Below are 17,868 nucleotides of genomic sequence, written 5' to 3' on the forward strand. Positions count from 1 at the left end.
CACCTGTTTGGACGAAAAACAACTCATTACTGATTTGCAGAAAGGCTCGCAAAGTGCTTTCCGCCACCTCGTTGATTCATTTCAAAACAAGGTGTTTAATACAGTATTGTCAATCGTGCAGAATGCCGAAGAAGCCGAAGATGTATCGCAGGAAGTTTTTATTGAGGTTTTTGAGTCGGTAGGTAAATTTAAGGGAGAAGCAAAACTTTCAACTTGGATTTATCGAATAGCAACCACTAAAGCCTTAGAGCAGCATCGCCGAAAAAAAGCCAGCAAACGCTTTGCATTTCTGACGAGTCTTTTCGGTGAAAATGATGAAATTGTACATCATCCCGCTGACTTTGAGCATCCAGGGGTTGTGTTTGAAAACAAAGAACGAGCAAAAATATTATTTAAGCATATCAATCAATTGCCTGATAATCAGAAAGTTGCTTTTACACTATATAATGTAGAAGGGCTTAGTTATCAGGAAATTTCGGAGGTAATGCAACTGTCATTGTCGTCGGTTGAGTCATTATTATTCAGAGCAAAAACCAATCTCCGAAAAACACTAAAAGAGTATTATGTGAACCAAAGCATATAAGTAAGTAGTCCATGGTCAATAGTCGTCAGTCCACAGCAGTATAAAGTGTTCATTAGTAATGGTTTATACAAAATACAAGTGTCGTTTATTTTTAGTCATCTACTTAAAATGAAAAATCAAGAAGAAATCGAACGCCAAATAGATGAAACGTTAGGAGCATTAGAAGGAATCGGACGAGCAGAACCTCGACCGTTTTTCCAGACTCGCCTTGAGAGCAGAATGCAGCAACGCTATGCTCCATTACCCAAATTTATGGCACGGCCAGCATTCGTGTGGTCGTTCTTGGCCTTGATTGTGCTTATAAATGTAGGTGTTGTACTTCGCTATGGCGGACGCAATACACAGGCAGAGCCACAAGATGCCAGTTCGTTTGCCAAGGAATATGGTCTAAATAACTTCGACTCAAATATATAGTAGCATGAAAGAAAACAGTAAATACAAAATACTTTGGGTAGCCGTAGGTGTGCTTCTGTTGCTCAATGTAGGCTTGTTGGTTTGGATTAGCTTTTTTTCAAATAGCTTACCTGCTCAGCCCAAACGTTTATTTTTAGAAACTGAGCTGAAATTTGATGAAAAACAAACCGAAACTTACCGAACGCTTCGCCACGAGCATGCCCAACAGATGCGAAGCCTGCGTGAGCGTGTAAAAGAAATGAAAGAGGCTTATTATGCTGATTTAGATAAGTCTATTTCTGATGATTCTTTAAGGACAAGAGCCAACCAAATAGAGAGTAAAATGGCCGAAGCCGACGTAATTACTTTCAAGCATTTTCAACAAGTTCGCCAAATGTGTACGCCAGCTCAGCAACGACATTTCGATGAAGTGATTCTCGACCTTATTCGTTCAATCGAACGCCCAGGACCTCCCGGCGGACCACACCAAGGTGGCCCTCCGCCAAGAGACGGTCGCCCACCGATGGACGATATGCCTCCGCCACCCGAAAGATGAAAGAACAATTAATAATACTGCCGAATTTATTCAGTGAAAAAAAATAAAAAATATCGCAAGTTTTTAAAAGTAAGTGCATCTAATTATTCAAATTCTAAAAAACATTGACTAACGAATTATTCTATGGATTGAACTTTACGAGTAAAAACACTTTCAACTAATCGTTTCACTTTAAAAATCAACTCCAATGAAAAAGTCAGTCATATCTATTTGTGTTATAGTTGTCAATGTCATGCTTTTGGTTTCGGCTTGTAGTAATGATTCCGAGATGTCGCCAACAACAACAACTTCTGGAACAACCACAACAACTGCTAATGCAACTACTTCGCTCGAAATCTTCAAGAAGATTTACGGAGCAACCGAAGTATATATTGAGGGAAACTTCGCCATTATCAAAACCAATGGTTTACCAGACCACAAAAGCCCATATTATAAAGATACTCAGTGGGCTACTGCAAAATACGAAGCCTACAATGGAACAAATACAAAGTTTGCTTTAAATCCTAATAGAATTACTTCGCAAAGTTTGGTTTTCAAGATTCCTATTAATCCGACTAAAGCAGCTAATTCAAGTGCGACACCCGGTGGGCCCATTGGTGTTTCGCTCAACGGCGTGCCGTTTTTCAATCAATATGCAGCCATGAATGCTCCTTTGACCAACGAAGTGAACGGCTTTGACCAATACAACGGACACCCACAGCAACAAGGCCAGTATCACTATCACGTTGAGCCAACTTACCTAACCGCTCAAAAAGGGAAAGATGCACTTTTAGGCTTTTTGTTAGATGGTTTTCCTGTTTATGGCCCACTCGAAAAAGGCAAAACCGTGACTAATAGCGATTTGGACGGCTACCACGGACACTCGCACGCTACTACCGAATACCCGAACGGTATTTACCATTATCATATTACAGACGCAGACCCTTATCTCAATGGCAATGGCTTCTATGGCACGGCAGGTACTGTTTCTAAGTAGCCTTTGGCTATTCTTGGTTGCTTGTACACAGGCAACCAAAACAACCACTCCGCTGATAAAAGTCGAAGCCAATAATGCTGGTTTTTCGCACAAAGAAGGAGTTTTGTTCTACGAAAACAAGCCTTTTTCTGGTACTCAATTTTTACTTTTTGCTAATCAAGATACCGCTAAAATTTCAACTTTTATAGCGGGAAAGGAGCAGGGGTGGAGTAAAACCTGGTACGAAGATGGTCGATTGGCTGAAGAACGCTTCTATGAAAAAGGAAAAAAGGAAGGCACACACCGTGCTTGGTGGCCCGATGGAAAACTCCGCTTTGAATATCATTTTAAAAACGACGAACATCACGGCGAACAAAAAGATTGGTTTCCCGATGGAAAACTCGCCGAAGTGTTTCATTACGTAAATGGTCACGAAGAAGGTCAGCAGCAAATGTGGTTTGATGATGGCTCACTCAAAGCCAATTATGTCATAAAAGACGGTCGAAGATTTGGCTTGCCAGGTGTAAAAAACTGTGTTTCGGTTGTAGAAAATAATACTTTTCGAGCGAAAAAATGACTTTTAAAATTGTAAATATGATTCCCCCTTTGAAGCGTAGGTCTGTTAAGTCCTGGTTTTTAAAGCCCTTCTCCTGCGAGGAGAAAGGTTGGGATGAGGTCAAAAGGTGTAAGTTTTTGCAAAAAAAGCCGCAATTTTACCTCACCCTAAATCCCTCTCCTGAAAAAGGAGAGGGACTTTTAGAAAGACTCGTAATAAAATTTATTGGTATTCTATTTCTGGCTTTAGTTGCCTGCCAACCCAAAGAGCAAACTCAAAAAGAAAACTTACCTTACTACAATACAGCAGATTTTACACCAAACTGGTACACCGAAAATCAGCTTGATACACTAAAGCTGCACAAAATCTCAGATTTTAGCTTTATTGACCAAGAAGGCAAAAAAGTATCCAACGAAACCGTAAAAGGCAAAATCTACTTGGCTAATTTTTTCTTTACGATTTGCCCAAGCATTTGCCCAACCATGACCCAAAACTTACTGGCTGTACATAATACATTTAAAAACGATGCTGATATACTGATGCTTTCGCATTCGGTTATGCCCGCCACCGATACCGTAGCCCAACTAAAGAAATATGCCAATCGCTGGAAAATTGATTCTCAGCGATGGCATTTACTCACTGGCGAAAAAGATAAAATTTATGCTTTAGCCCGACAATCGTATTTTGCCGAAAAAGAAATTGGTTTACAGAAAGACAAAAACGAGTTTCTCCACACCGAAAACGTTTTTTTGATTGATAAAAACGGCTACATTCGTGGGGTTTACAACGCAACTTTACCGCTTGATGTTGAGAATTTGGTGAAGGATATTAAAGTGTTGAAATCTACTGAGTAGTGATTTTTTACGATTGTTTATATCAAATGATGTTACGCATATTTTCAAAAAATCTGTAGGATTGTCTCATTTTGTAGCCGTCGATTCCAATCGACGTTAAAAACGATGTACATAGTTTTTTTAAGTTCCACCGGAACGACCCATATATATAAATGTACCGTTCCGATGGAACTTTATTTGTCCTAACAATTACTACCGTCGATTAAAATCGACGGCTACAAAATGAATCGAGCCGACGGCTCTGCGTAACATCAAATATTCGGTGTGTAAAGATGATTTGGACAGTTTTCATCTTTTCAAGATTTTAAGTGAATTTTGCTGAGGATAATCCCGAAGGGATGTCATTTTTATAGATGTAGATTGGGTTTTAATATTCAAGAATCCCGAAGGGATGACATAAATCTTCTTTGTATTTTACTCAAACATTCAATCTTTCTTCAAATTATCGTATCAGTTTTTACTGTTTTGGTCTGATAGACCTATCCTTTGCTCTCTTTTTTGTTGAAAATTACCTAAAAATCATAACTTTGTTAGTGAAATGGGGTTATATTTTTGGCCCTTCAACAAACTAACGCTATATGAAAAAAACTATCCTAACCGCAGCATTTCTTGGCTGCTCAAGCCTTTTTTTACAAGCACAAAACAATTTACTGCTCCGCCAACCAGCCATCAATAAAGATGGTTCGACGGTAGCTTTTTCGTTTCAAGGCGATATCTGGACAGTTCCAAGTTCGGGTGGAAAAGCCGCTCGCTTAACTATTCACGAAGCCTACGAAGGCAATCCAGTTTTTAGTCCAGATGGTACTCAGATTGCTTTTTCGGGAGCAAGATTCGGCAATAACGATATTTTTGTGATGCCAACCGAGGGTGGAATGCCCAAACGACTAACTTTCCATTCGGGAGCAGACAATATTTCGAGTTGGACTCAAGCCGACAAGATTGTGTTCTCAACCAACCGAGAGTTTAAGCAAATCGAACGCCCTAACGAAGCCTACGCTATCAACCCAAAAGGTGGTACTGAGTATCGCATTTTGGATGCCGTTGGTTTCGACCCAATCTATTCACCCGATGGCCGATTCATTGCCTTTGTGCGTGGCGATATTAATCCAGTGGCCCGCCAAGAGTATAAAGGAAGCTCCGACCGTGACCTTTGGCTCTACGATACTCAAAATAAAACCTTCCAACAATTGCCAGGTTTCGAGACAAACGATGTTTCACCGCAATGGGTTGGTAGCAATACTTTGTATTTTTTGAGCAGCAATGATGGTGCATACAATATTTATCGCCTGAAAATTGATGCCAATGGCAAGGCTTCTGATAAACCCGAAAAACTAACCAGTTTTAAGGATGAATCAATCAGAGCCTTTAGCGTTTCGACTGATGGCAAAACAATAGTTTTTGAAAAAGATATGAATCTTTACACGCTAAAAACCAGCGGAGGTTCGGCTCAAAAACTTAATGTACAAATCAGTGCCGACGACCGTCTGGATGCTTCCGAGCAAAAGACGTTTTCAACGGGAGCAGGCCAATACGCTGTTTCGCCTAATGGCAAATTATTGGCCTACTCGATTCGTGGTGAAATTTTTGTAAAAGAAGCCGATAAAGAGAAATCGAGAAGCATCAATGTTTCGGAGCATGGGTTTCGTGATGTCGAACCAACTTGGCTGAATGATTCGACGCTTCTTTTCAGTAGCGACCGAGCCAACGGAAACTTTGATATTTATATGGTTCGTTCGGCCGATACAACTCAACGCAATATTTTCAAATCGCTCAAACACGAACTTGTGCAAATCACCAAAACGCCGACTGATGAAACCAACATGAGTGTGTCGTCGGATGGTAAAAAGATTGCCTACGTGCGTGGCCGAGGCACTTTTGTAGTAGCTGATATTTCAACTGATGGAAAATTATCTAACGAAAAAATATTGAATGATAGTTGGGCGTCACCACGCAGTATCGTGTGGAGTCCTGATAATAAATGGTTGGCGTATTCGCTCGAAGACTTATATTTCAACGAAGAAGTTTTCATTCATGCGGCCGATAATTCTTCAAAACCAGTCAATATATCAATGCATCCAAGAGGTGATGGTCGTCCGTTTTGGAGTGCCGATGGTTCAAAATTAGGTTTTATTTCGGAGCGAAGTGTGGGTCGAAGTGGCGATGTTTGGTTTGTGTGGCTCAAAAAAGAAGATTGGGAAAAAGAAACCCAAGATTGGCAAGAGCGTGAAACGCCAGCCGAAGCTGCACCAGCGAAACCGAATGATAAAAAAGATAAGACTCCGAAACCAATTAAAATTGATTTCGATAAAATCTATGAGCGTGTAGTGCAAGTAACCAACTTCCCTGGCGATGAAAGCGACCTCGTTATCTCGAAAGATGGAGAAACGTTCTACTACACAACCAGCAGCAGCAATGCCAAAGGTCGTGATTTATTCAGCATTAAGTGGGACGGAAAAGATTTGAAAGAAATTACGAAGGGAGGCTCAAATCCGAGTGGAGTTTCGATGGATAAAGATGGAAAATATTTGTATTACAGCCGTCAGGGAGCTTTGGCTCGTATCGATATAAAATCGAGTGTTTCAGAAAATCTACCTTTCGTTTCAAAAATGAAAGTTGACTATAACGCCGAGCGTACGCAAGTTTTTGAAGAAGCATGGCGTACTATCCGTGATGGTTTCTACGACCCTAAATTTCACGGAAACGATTGGGTAAAACTACATGATAAATACAAAGAACGTTGTATCAATGCCAGCACGAGCAATGATTTCAGAGATATGTTTAACCTCTTGTTGGGAGAACTCAACTCAAGCCACATGGGGCTTACCGTAACCGACCGAGCTGAAACACAACGTGAAGCAACTGGATTGTTGGGGGCAGAAATTTCGCCTGTAAATGGTGGTGTGAAAATCAATCATGTTGTGCCAGAAACACCAGCTGATAAAGAAAAAAGCAAACTTAACGAAGGTGATATAATTACGGCAGTTAATGGCGAAGCAGTGAGCGAAAATGCTAATTTCCATGAATTACTGAATGGTTTGGTGAATGAAAAAGTATTATTGACCGTAAAAGCCGCTGATGGAAAGACTCGTGAAGTAGCTATCCGATTGACGGCCAATATATCAAAAAATTTATATGACGAATGGGTAGAAGGCCGTAAGAAATTGGTTGAAAAATATTCGAACGGACGTTTAGGGTATATTCATATCAAAGGCATGGATTTTCCGAGTTTTGAGGTTGTTGAGCGTGAATTTGCAGCAGCTGGCTACGGAAAAGAAGGTTTATTGATAGATGTTCGTTATAATGGTGGTGGTTCTACGACCGACTATTTAATGACGATTTTGAACTACAAACAACACGCCTACACGATTCCGAGAGGGGCAAGCAATGATTTAGAAAAAGATAAATTGAAGTTTAAAGATTACTACCCAACTGGCGAACGCTTAGTTTATGCTGCTTGGACAAAACCTTCGATTGCTCTTTGTAATGAAGGCAGTTACTCAAACGCCGAAATCTTCTCGCACGCCTACAAAACACTGGGCATCGGTAAACTCGTTGGCGTTCCAACGAATGGTTCAGTAATTTCGACTGGAGGAAAAGGCTTAATGGATGGTTCGTTTGTGCGTTTACCGTTCCGTGGCTGGTTCACGAAAGCTACCGATAAAAATCAAGAACTCGGGCCAGCCGTACCCGATATTATTGTAGAAAACCAACCAGATTGGATTGCCAAGGGCACCGACGACCAACTCAAAACAGCAGTTGAAGTACTTTTGAAAGAGATAAATGCTAAGAAATAATTTTTAAGGAGTAATTTTTTAACGTCGGCAAGTAGCTCCACTGTGAGTTTAACCTATAGTGGAGCTGCTTGCCGACGTTTTTTCTTATTAGTGAGAATGTAGTTGAAAGCCCCACGATTCATTGCCGTCAGTTTCAACTGACGGTTCTCAGATTAACATCAAAATATGGCTTTAGCCTAACAATAAAAGTTGCTTTTGGCTAAAGCCGATATTGATTTCATATTCTGTATCCGTCAGCTAAAGCAGACGGCAATGAAATTTTACTCATTGCCGTTTTAAAATCTAACATACAGACTGAATTGAATTTTTACCAAACTTGGGGAAGCTGACTGTTTGGGCTTTTCTATAATCATGACATCCCTTCGGGATTTTTACCTCTATTAAGTAATTTTTTTAATAATTATTCTTTGCTGTAAGAGTAATTCTCAACTCCACAGGGGTGTTCTGATCATAGCAAAAAAGAGATGAATAACCAAGCCTCTGAACCCCGAAGGGGTGTTCTGATTATAGCAAAAATGAGATGAATACCCCCTTTAAACCCCGAAGGGGTGAAATAATTGATTTAACTAAACTACTATTTCCACCCCAATCTTTCATTATTTTTCTCCACTTATTATTATTACGAAATATTTCGTAATAAAATTTGCAATCATAAAAAATTTCATCTTACCTTTGTTACGAAATATTTCGTAGATAAAATTCACGCTTTCTGATTTATTGTGTAACCTTTTCTGATGAATAAAGTATTCACAATAAAATAGGCGAAGCAACACAACTTTTAAGCAGTCACGGTTCATGAACGTGTACTGTACCCTATAACATTTTATGAAAAAGCTATAACAACATTATTATGAAAAATCTATTACTCGTGTTACTCACGAGCCTGTCGAGCTATGTCTTTGCTCAGACCTACACCGTAAAAGGCACTGCTAAAACCCAGCAAAACGAGGCCGCTTCGTTTGCTACAATTTCGCTTCATAACGCCACCGATTCGACACTTTTTAAAGCAGATATTGCCGACGAAAACGGTGGTTTTAAAATCAATGGAGTGGCCAAAGGCAAGTACTTTGTGAAAATTTCGGCCGTAGGTTTTCGAGCCTTTGCTTCGACTATTTTTGAAGTAATTGATACCGATATTGAGTTCAATCCTTTTGTACTGACTGCCGATGCACAACAATTAAAAGAAGTAAAAGTAGTAGCTTCAAAGCCCATGATTGAGGTGAAAGAAGATAGAGTGATATTCAATGTAGAGAGTAGTATTAGCTCTACTGGTACAAATGCTTTAGAATTGATGCGAAAATCGCCAGGAGTACAAGTCGATAAAGACGAAAATATTTTGGTAAAAGGAAAATCGGGTGTCAGAATCTATATTGATGGTCGCCCTTCGCCGATGAGTGGGAGAGATTTGGCTTCTACGCTGAAAAGCATGAATTCGGCCGATATTGAAGCCATTGAAATTATTACGAATCCTTCGGCCAAATACGATGCAGCAGGCGACTTGGGTATTATCAATATTCGACTAAAGAAAAACCGAAAGATGGGAACAAACGGAAACATCAGTTTGGGTGGAATGTTCGGAATCTCGCCAAAGTATAATTCTTCGTTGAGCCTCAATCATCGAGATAAAAAGGTGAATCTTTTTGGTACGTATAGTTATAGTCAAGGTGCTTGGCATAACCGAACACTCGACGACCAAATTTTGAATAACATCATGTATAACAAGACTTGGAGAGGCTTGTGGCGAGATACTTCGAGTAACTTGAAGGCGGGTGCAGATTATTTTATTAATTCAAAAAATACCATTGGTTTTAATCTGAATGGTCGTGTAAGCAACCATAACGGCGGTGGCGAAAGCGAAACTTTGATAGGTCGTAGATACGCAACCGTGCCAGATTCTTCTGTTTTATTTTCACAGACCTCGAACCCCGAAAAGAATAAAAACCTGAATTTAAATTTCAATTATCGCTATGCCGATACTACTGGACATGAACTAAACTTCGATGCTGATTATGGTATTTTTAGTTCACAAGGCATTAGTTATCAACCAAATAGATATACTTTTTTGAATAGTGATAGGCCATCTTTTGACCGAAATTATGTAACAAAAACACCCACTGATATTATCATAAAATCGGCTAAGATTGACTACGAACAGCCTTTTAAAAAAGGAAAGTTGTCTTATGGTGTAAAGCTATCGGATGTGACCTCGGATAATACTTTTGATTTTTTTACTAAAATTCAGAATGAAGAAATCAGAGATATTGACCGCAGTAATCAATTCAGATACACCGAGCGAGTATATGCTGCTTACGCCAATTACAATAAATCGTTGGGTAAAAAATGGAATCTTCAAGCGGGTTTACGAGCAGAAAACACGCAGTCGTTGGGTAAGCTGACGAGTTTCAAGCAGAATGATTTAGATAAAGTAGATACTACTTATTTGAATCTTTTTCCGAGTGGAGCAATTTCATATAAAGCCACTGATAATCATTCGTTTAACCTCAATTATAGTCGCCGAATCAATCGTCCAAGTTACCAAAATCTCAACCCATTTGAATATCGAATTGATGAATTGGTTTATTCAAAAGGAAATCCATTTCTTCGCCCCGAATATGCCAATAATTTCAAGTTGACGCATATTTATAAAGGCAAACTTACCTCTTCGTTTGGGTATTGGCGTACAAAATATCCTGTTGTGGGTTTACGTATTCCGTATGATGCCAGCAGAACCTATTTTATTTCCGAAAACCTCGATTATTCTGAAGGTTTCAACTTGGATTTGAGCCTTAATACGCAAGTTACAAAATGGTGGGAGCTTAACCTCAACCTGAATGGCTACTATAATTTATGGCGAGCAAAATTAGATAATAACTTGATAATCAATAACCGAACAGTAGCTTTTAACGGCAATGGTCAAAGCACATTTAAGCTAAAAAACAATTGGACATTTGAACTTTCGGGGTGGTATAATTCGCCTTACCGACGCATTGATTATAATTCGGCAATGGGAATGTTGGATGCTGGCTTACAGAAGAAATTCCTGAAAGATAATGCGACGCTCAAAATTGTGTTTAGTGATGTGCTGAATACTGCCCGTGGAGGCTATCATTCAGAATATGCAGGTATTGCTACCAATCTTAGATTTAAGTTTGAAGGCCGCTTACTTCGTGTAACTTTTAATTATCGTTTTGGTAGTAAAGAAATCAAAGAAGCTCGTAATCGTCGCTCTGGGTCAGAAGATGAATTGAGCAGGATAAAAGGCTAATAGTCTTGCCATTTATCCAATAAAAAATCCTTTTGTGTAAATAGAAAATAAGTATTTGATAGACAGAATTTTGTGTCTTATATTTACGTATAAATTATGAATATAAAGGCGTATTTACTTTTCTTCACAGAAATTGTAAACAATAGTTCGCTTCGTTAGTTTTAGGTTATAATTCATAACCGAAATCAGCAAAAACACGCATCAATAGCACAAAACATTAAAGATTTTCCTGTATGTGACCCATACAGTTTGTTGTTAGAACCATAAAGTCCCAGCCGTTTTGTGTTGGGATTTTTATTATGAATCTTATTTTTAAGTTTGTATCAAACCGATATGGGCCAACTATTGGCAGTTTTGGATGTTGGCTGTAAAAACGACATTATTCGAGGTTTCAAAACCAGGCCCCAACTCAATTGATTTTCCTGCTGAATACCAAATTTTGCTTGAATGATTTAAAATAGAAGTAGAACTTATAGTACTTAACACACTAAAATTTTGAACAGGCGGATTGGCAATATGTGTATTAAAAGATAGGTTTTCTGGACAAGGATTTTCAACCAAAATAGTCTTACTATTTGTGTATTGCGGGCATGTTTCTTGGCAAATGGCTGTATAAGTTACAGGTTGTGTAACTAAAACTTCAATGATTCCTGTGTCGGTGAAAGAGCCGCTGGTGCCGTTGGCATATTCAAATTTCCAAGTGACATTGTTTGATGAACAGGTCGAAACCAAACCAACTACCTGATTCGCCGCTGCCTTCGAAGGGCCTGCTAATATTCTTCCATCTCCAGCAATATTATGAATGGTAGCATCAACCCAACTGATGCGTGCAGAAATAAAGTTTTTTAGTTTTTGTATTTCATCTATAAAACTGTTTGTACTTGTTGGAAACCATTTTTCTCTGTCTCTTAGGGCGGCTGATTGTAAGATGGTTGCTAAACTATCAACATAGCGATGGCCCTCGTCATTGCTCAAAAAGGTCTTTCTAAAAGTTTTATATTTTTCAATCACTTTATTTTTGAACACACAATCTTGCATCATTCGTTCTGCCCAAAAAAAACGTGGGTCACAAGTTGAGCAAGAAAAACGCCAATCATCAGTATAGGTATCATTGAGACCCAAGGAGGTATCCCAAAGTGGAGAAGCGACCATTTTTTGCCCCCTATCTTTGTAGAAATATTGGCTACGAGCAAATACATCAAGATGAATGCTATATTCTTGTAATACAAAGTTTTCAACAAAACTATTTTCATCAATATACTTTCTGAAACCTAAATTTGGGTCACTGAAATCTGGACTTTTCAATGCGTCTTCAAAATCACGTATATAAGTTTGGATATATGCAAACTGTTTCGATTCTGGCTCTTTTGGATACACACAATCAAAATACATAAGAAATGCTGAAACAGGTGATGAAGTGTACGCTGATTGCCACGCATACGTAGATGTAAGCGGGCCAGCCTCTCGGCTTGCCTCTATGATATAGCCGCCCGAAATCTTAGATGCAGTCGTATCAGAAGATTCTAATTTCTTAATGTTGATTCTATCTGTACCTCTTTTAATTCTTTCAGTAAAAGCATAAAGCCCCATGTATTCTCCGTTGATAACCACCTCTACGTGCTTCAGGCGTGGCGAATACCTACCAGTTTTTGCCCATAAATCATATACATAGGCATTTTTTAGAAAAGTAGGGTCATCGTAGTTGGCAATCAATGCCCAATCAGACCCTTTCGGAAAACCCAATGCCGGAAAATCTAAATCCTTTCCTAAGGAATCGAGTAATTCTATACTGTAAGATTTTTTTTGGAACCCCTGTGATGAAGTTCCTCTGAATTCGATTCCGGCTAAGCCATCATAATGGAAATCAGTATCGGTTAAATTGTTGATACGGCCATCTGTGTGGTAGAGAATCTTAAAGCCAACCTCTATCTTTGGGTCATCAACGATTGTTTGCCCATTGGTTTCAATAAGTACAATCGGAAGATTAGAGTGCGTAAATTGTGCGAAGCAGATTTGTGAGATGAGTAGAAAAATAACAGCAAACTTTTTCATTACAATGTGGATGATATAGTGGATTTCTATGTGCCACAAAGATATTGGTAAAAAACATAAGTTCGCTCAAAAATTTATTATTCGGTAAAGTGCTTTTTCATAGCACTCATTTTTGCTATAGCTTAGGTCATATAATTAGGTATTTTAGACTTCTTTCAACGAATATTCTTCGAGACAATTGCTCTCTTTTTGAATTTGTTTTGGGCGAATCTTACTTAGAATAAAATCTTTGAAAGAAGTCTACTGCAATAAGAATCAATTAAAAGCTAAACACCTCTCACCATTTCAATCACCCGAATCTGTTCTAAAACTTGTTCAGGTTTGATGTAGAGTTCTTTGCCTTCAACTATCGCAGCGTGTAGATTTTGGAAAAGTAAATCCCAGTTTCCAGCTTCGGTTTCTATGTGTCCTCTGAAGTGTTGACCGCCAATTTCAGTGTTCAAAACACCCCATTTATCCTTTGGTTCTACGCCAAAACCTTCCATTCGTGGGAAAAGTCCTGCTTTCAGATGGTCTTCTTGTACGTCAATACCATATTTTACAAAAGAACCTTTCGTGCCATGAATGATGTATCTTGGGCCTTCTTCACGCACTAATAAACTTGATTTGAGCGTAACTTTTAGTTTTCCGTAATCGAGTCTAATATCAAAAGCATCGTCAATGCTTGAACCTTCACGCTGCGTGAAAGTCTCGCCCGAAACTGCCATTGGCGAACCAAAAAGTACAATGGTTTGGTCGATGATATGGGCTCCCAAATCATACAAGATTCCGTTGGCTGGATTCACCTCTTCCTTCCATCGTTTAGGATTTAAGATTGGCTTATGTCGGTCGTAGTGTACTTCAAAAGCAACCAATTCACCTAAAAACTTATTTTCGATGATTTTCTTAACCGTCATAAAATCGCTATCGAATCGGCGGTTTTGGAAGATAGAAAGCACTTTTCCTTGCTTTTTCGATAGCTCAATGAGTTCTTCGGCTTCGGCAACGGTGGCAGTGAAGGGTTTCTCTACCAATACGTGTTTGCCAGCCAAAAGTGCTTGTTTGGCTTGTGCAAAGTGCAAATGACTTGGCGAAGCGATACTCACTAAATCAATTTCGGTATCGGCCAAAACTTCGTCGATGTTGCGAGCTACGCCCACACTTGGGTATATGTCTTGTGGGTTTTGCGAACCCGAAACGATGGTTTTTAGATTAAAATCTGGATTTGTAAGAAAAAACGGAGCTTGGAGGTATCTCCCCGAAAGTCCGAATCCGACAAGGGCAACGTTGAGCATAATGGCTTAGAATTTTTGGTTGAAGCCACTAAAGTAATGGCTTTTTAAGGTAAATCCAAAATTCTCATCTTACGGCGTGAAACATCGATTCGTTGTCCAGTCGAAAGACACGCAACGGGTCCATCTTTTGTGCGTTCAATACCTGTAAGATATTTTAGATTAACGAGGGTTCCTCGATGAAGACGTGTAAAATACCCTCGTTTGAGTAACTCTTTTTCGTAAGATTTCATGGTTGATGATGCCAAAAAACTTTTGCCATCGCTCAAATAAAATCGGGTATAATTATCACAACTTTTGAGATAAACCACTTCATCGGGATTTATACTTTTTTTGCCATGATTAAACCATAGAAAATTGGGGTTGTAATTCTTGCGATTGTGAATAGTAGTTTTCATGTTAGTTTTAGTTTGATTCGTGTTTTCAATAGACTTTGAGAGGCGGCGATTATTTTTTATTCAAAAGGAATTGTTACGCTATTTATTAGATAACTTTTATTAGTGCCGAGGTGGGTGGCGGGGTATTGAAATAGCTTGACATTTGATATCTTAATGGTTTTGTTAGTTACCGTAATTGTGCTGTTTCCATCACCAAAAAGATTTGTGAAACCATCATGTCCACCAATTGATACATAGCCGCTTTCTTGATTAATACTGGAGGTACTACTAACTTTGAGTACACCTCCTTTTAGTGCTTCGGCCTTACTATGAAAGGTAACTTGCAGCAGGTCATATTTCCATTTTTTATAGTCAGATGAAGACTCGTCGCTGTATTCGCACAAAACCGAAAAGTTTTTGTTGACAAATTCTTGAGTACTGACTTTTCCGCTATAAGTTTTACCATCTATTGTATAAGTACCTTGTTGGTCATTAGTATTATTAAAACCAAATAAAAGTATTGATAGAAGTAAGATAGAGGTTTTCATGGCAATAAGGTCGAGAAATATTTCAACAAAGGTCATTGATTAAATGGCATCTGTCAATTACGGTTTTCCGTGAATCGTATCACGGAAAACCGTGATTTTGAGTGAAACTATGACTTTTTGTTAACAAAAAAGGAGCATCATAATCTGATGATGCTCCTTTTGTAAGTTTAAAAATCTAATTATCTGATACCTCCACAACCATCAATGTATGCTTTAAAGTGTGTGCCAGCTTTTACTTTAAAACCATTGGTGAGTCTTACTTTGTAGCCTGCATCGTAGCTTACTTTTTTATTTAATTGTAGTTCTGCTTGCGAACTAATGGTATTACTAACTTCATAGTGTTTAGAGCCATTTGTATCTACAGATAAACTTAAATCGCTGGGGCAAGTATTCAGAATTGCCGTAAAAGCACCTCGACCGTGAGTGGCAACAGCAATCATATTATCAGCAGACCGATAAAAAAGCATGTCACATCTCACATGAGCGAGTAGCTGGTCGGTTGGTTCCCAACCAGGGTTTGCTCCTGTAATATTCATCGTTGACCAAACTCCCGATTCGGTAGCGAGTAAAACCTGATTTCGATTGGTAGGATTAAAAATACCATACCTTACAGGAATATTGGGCAGTCCGTGCGTTGCTGCATCTTTATCAATCCAGTTTGAGCCGCCATTATTGGTATATCTTACTGAGCTTGTATTATAGTTTGAAATGATTGCTAAAATCTCATTATCATCAACACCGATATCAATACACGATATGTAGGTATTTGTGGCATTTCGCATGAGTGTGGTTGTTGCTGTAGCGAGATTTACGTTTGAAATACGATAGATGCGTCCGTCTCCACAACCTACAATAATAGTATTTGCTGCTCGTCCAACTTTTATAAAACTAACGGGTATCGCAATATTGATTTTAAAAGAATTGACTGTTCTGGCTCCACCCATATCAGTAACTCTATAAAATCTTGTATAAACATTTCCTGCTAGCTGACTACTATCTCGAAAGGCATAAAATGTATTATTTATGTCGTCGTAGTCACAAGGATTATAAAATGCTGCTGTACCTCCATTGATAAACTGGACGGGGGCATTTGTACCGTCATAAAAATAATGACTAATGTATTGAGTTGATAAGATTCGGATATTAGGTTCGTTGCTATCAATAAAGCATCTCCAGCCGTCAGCTCCCAAAACTTGACTTCCCGTGCCAACGTATGGATGGTCAGTTCGTATGGTACCGTTGTCTTGTGTTCCTCCGATTAAATAATTATCTCCAGCAATGTTTTTCATGGCTACATGATAAGGTTGTGTGATACGAAGATTACGGTTTCTATCTTCAAAAGTAACACCAGCTGCAAATGTTAATGAATTGCCCAAATTGGTAGAATAATAAACTCCACCATCATTACTGATGAGTACATTATTTGAGTTGTTTGGGTCAAATTGTAATCCGTGTTCATCGGCATGAACTGGGAAATTATCATAAACGTGCCAACCAGTTCCCCCATTGCTTGTTCGGGCTAATACTACACCGCCCGCTACTACTAAATTTGAATTGGTTGGATGCACTGCCAAAATCAAGTCGTACCATGCTTGCGTACGAGTAAAGTGGTCGTTGACATTTCCTGTGAAACTCGGAATCGTGATATTAGACCAGCTTGTGCCATTATTGGTGCTTTTTTTGAACCATAATACACCATTATTAGCCTTGGCAGTATCGTTTTGGCAAATGGCATATATAACTTGGCTATTACCACTTGTTGAAGGTGCGAGAGCAATTTCGGTTCTTGCACCCCAAATACTATTGTCGTTGGGCGTGATGAGCGACCAAGAGGAGTAACTTGAGTTTGTTGAAGTATAAATTCTTCTAATCCAAGGGTTATCTTTACCTCCCCATTGCCTCATAACGACGTAGAGTGTGCCAGTACTCGAAATCTCCATGTCATCCACAAAAAAGCCCGTGGGCAAGTTACTTACCATATACCAATTATCTCCATTATCAACAGAGTAAGCCACACCATGATTGCCGCCAACAAATATTCTACCTGATGAGTTTACAATAACCTTCTGCACACTTCTGAATACGGCTTTTACGTCGGTATCGGTATTATCATGATTTGGAATTGTATTGGGCAGTCGGCTCCAAGTTGCTCCACCGTCTTCGGTTCGCCACATGCCTCCGCCCAGCACTTGGTCGAGATTGCCAAATCCTTCACCTGTACCTACATAAAAGCGTTGTGTATTGGTTGGGTCATACGCAATGGCTGTGATGGCAAGGTTTTCCCAAAAATCATCAACTTTTGTCCAAGTCTGATTGATATTCGATATGTTTGAGTTATACCAAAGCCCACCTGCTACACTACCAGCCCAGACTTTATTGGTAGTGTTGGGGTCAAACATAATGGCTCTTACTCTACCGCCTGTGTTGCTTGGTCCTCGTTCTTGCCATGTAATATTAGGTACCGCTGTTTTCGGACGATTTCTGAAGTAAGCATCAATTTGTTGGTTGGCTTTGTTTAATTCACCAAAAGGTATTTTTGAGCCATCGGGTGGTGCAATACGACGGTATTCAAACTCCGCTCTTCCTTGTGGCGAATCTTCCTCTTCTTGCTGGCAAAAAGCCCAAATAGGAGCAAATAATAAACAGTATAATATCTTTTTCATG

At 39.1% G+C, this 17,868-nt stretch carries 13 protein-coding genes; 8 read left to right on the forward strand and 5 right to left on the reverse strand.

The features are described 5' to 3' along the window. The 8 genes from ACOVO2_RS11450 to ACOVO2_RS11485 form a co-directional block, all read left to right on the forward strand. A partial coding sequence (locus ACOVO2_RS11450; RefSeq protein ID WP_421770101.1) for an RNA polymerase sigma factor occupies window positions 1-583 on the forward strand: 583 nt, incomplete at its 5' end. Window positions 584-691: 108 nt separating this feature from the next. Beyond that, complete coding sequence (locus ACOVO2_RS11455; RefSeq protein ID WP_421770102.1) at window positions 692-997, forward strand: hypothetical protein; 306 nt, start codon at window positions 692-694, stop codon at window positions 995-997. A gap of 4 nt (window positions 998-1,001) precedes the next feature. After that, the gene (locus ACOVO2_RS11460; RefSeq protein WP_421770103.1) at window positions 1,002-1,532 is read left to right on the forward strand and encodes a Spy/CpxP family protein refolding chaperone; all 531 of its coding nucleotides are present in this window, start codon (window positions 1,002-1,004) and stop codon (window positions 1,530-1,532) included. Window positions 1,533-1,719: 187 nt separating this feature from the next. After that, on the forward strand, window positions 1,720-2,508 hold the full coding sequence (locus ACOVO2_RS11465) for a YHYH protein (protein ID WP_421770104.1): 789 nt from the start codon (window positions 1,720-1,722) through the stop codon (window positions 2,506-2,508). Further along, complete coding sequence (locus ACOVO2_RS11470) at window positions 2,480-3,064, forward strand: toxin-antitoxin system YwqK family antitoxin (RefSeq protein WP_421770105.1); 585 nt, start codon at window positions 2,480-2,482, stop codon at window positions 3,062-3,064. The genes ACOVO2_RS11465 and ACOVO2_RS11470 overlap by 29 nt, the downstream gene beginning before the upstream one ends. 116 nt (window positions 3,065-3,180) lie before the next feature. Then, window positions 3,181-3,897 (forward strand): SCO family protein, encoded by a 717-nt coding sequence (locus ACOVO2_RS11475; protein WP_421770106.1) that lies wholly within the window; start codon window positions 3,181-3,183, stop codon window positions 3,895-3,897. 578 nt (window positions 3,898-4,475) lie between these two features. Further along, window positions 4,476-7,691 (forward strand): S41 family peptidase, encoded by a 3,216-nt coding sequence (locus tag ACOVO2_RS11480; protein WP_421770107.1) that lies wholly within the window; start codon window positions 4,476-4,478, stop codon window positions 7,689-7,691. An 850-nt stretch (window positions 7,692-8,541) separates the two neighbouring features. Then, window positions 8,542-10,956: a TonB-dependent receptor domain-containing protein gene (locus ACOVO2_RS11485; protein WP_421770108.1), complete on the forward strand. Its 2,415-nt coding sequence runs from the start codon at window positions 8,542-8,544 to the stop codon at window positions 10,954-10,956. A 342-nt stretch (window positions 10,957-11,298) separates the two neighbouring features. Here the strand turns inward: ACOVO2_RS11485 and ACOVO2_RS11490 are convergent, their stop codons facing one another. The 5 genes from ACOVO2_RS11490 to ACOVO2_RS11510 form a co-directional block, all read right to left on the reverse strand. Continuing rightward, a complete protein-coding gene (locus ACOVO2_RS11490; RefSeq protein ID WP_421770109.1) occupies window positions 11,299-13,008 on the reverse strand; it encodes a CotH kinase family protein in 1,710 nt (569 codons plus the stop codon). Between the two features lie 266 nt (window positions 13,009-13,274). Then, window positions 13,275-14,282: a Gfo/Idh/MocA family oxidoreductase gene (locus tag ACOVO2_RS11495; RefSeq protein WP_421770110.1), complete on the reverse strand. Its 1,008-nt coding sequence runs from the start codon at window positions 14,280-14,282 to the stop codon at window positions 13,275-13,277. 44 nt (window positions 14,283-14,326) lie between these two features. Continuing rightward, window positions 14,327-14,677 (reverse strand): LytR/AlgR family response regulator transcription factor, encoded by a 351-nt coding sequence (locus ACOVO2_RS11500; RefSeq protein ID WP_421770111.1) that lies wholly within the window; start codon window positions 14,675-14,677, stop codon window positions 14,327-14,329. 56 nt (window positions 14,678-14,733) lie between these two features. Next, window positions 14,734-15,240, reverse strand: a complete 507-nt coding sequence (locus ACOVO2_RS11505; protein WP_421770112.1) for a hypothetical protein — start codon at window positions 15,238-15,240, stop codon at window positions 14,734-14,736. Window positions 15,241-15,383: 143 nt separating this feature from the next. Continuing rightward, complete coding sequence (locus ACOVO2_RS11510) at window positions 15,384-17,867, reverse strand: 3-coathanger stack domain-containing protein (protein WP_421770113.1); 2,484 nt, start codon at window positions 17,865-17,867, stop codon at window positions 15,384-15,386. Window position 17,868 lies beyond the last annotated feature (1 nt).

It is taken from the genome of Emticicia sp. (genome assembly GCF_049241225.1).
Lineage (GTDB): Bacteria > Bacteroidota > Bacteroidia > Cytophagales > Spirosomataceae > Emticicia.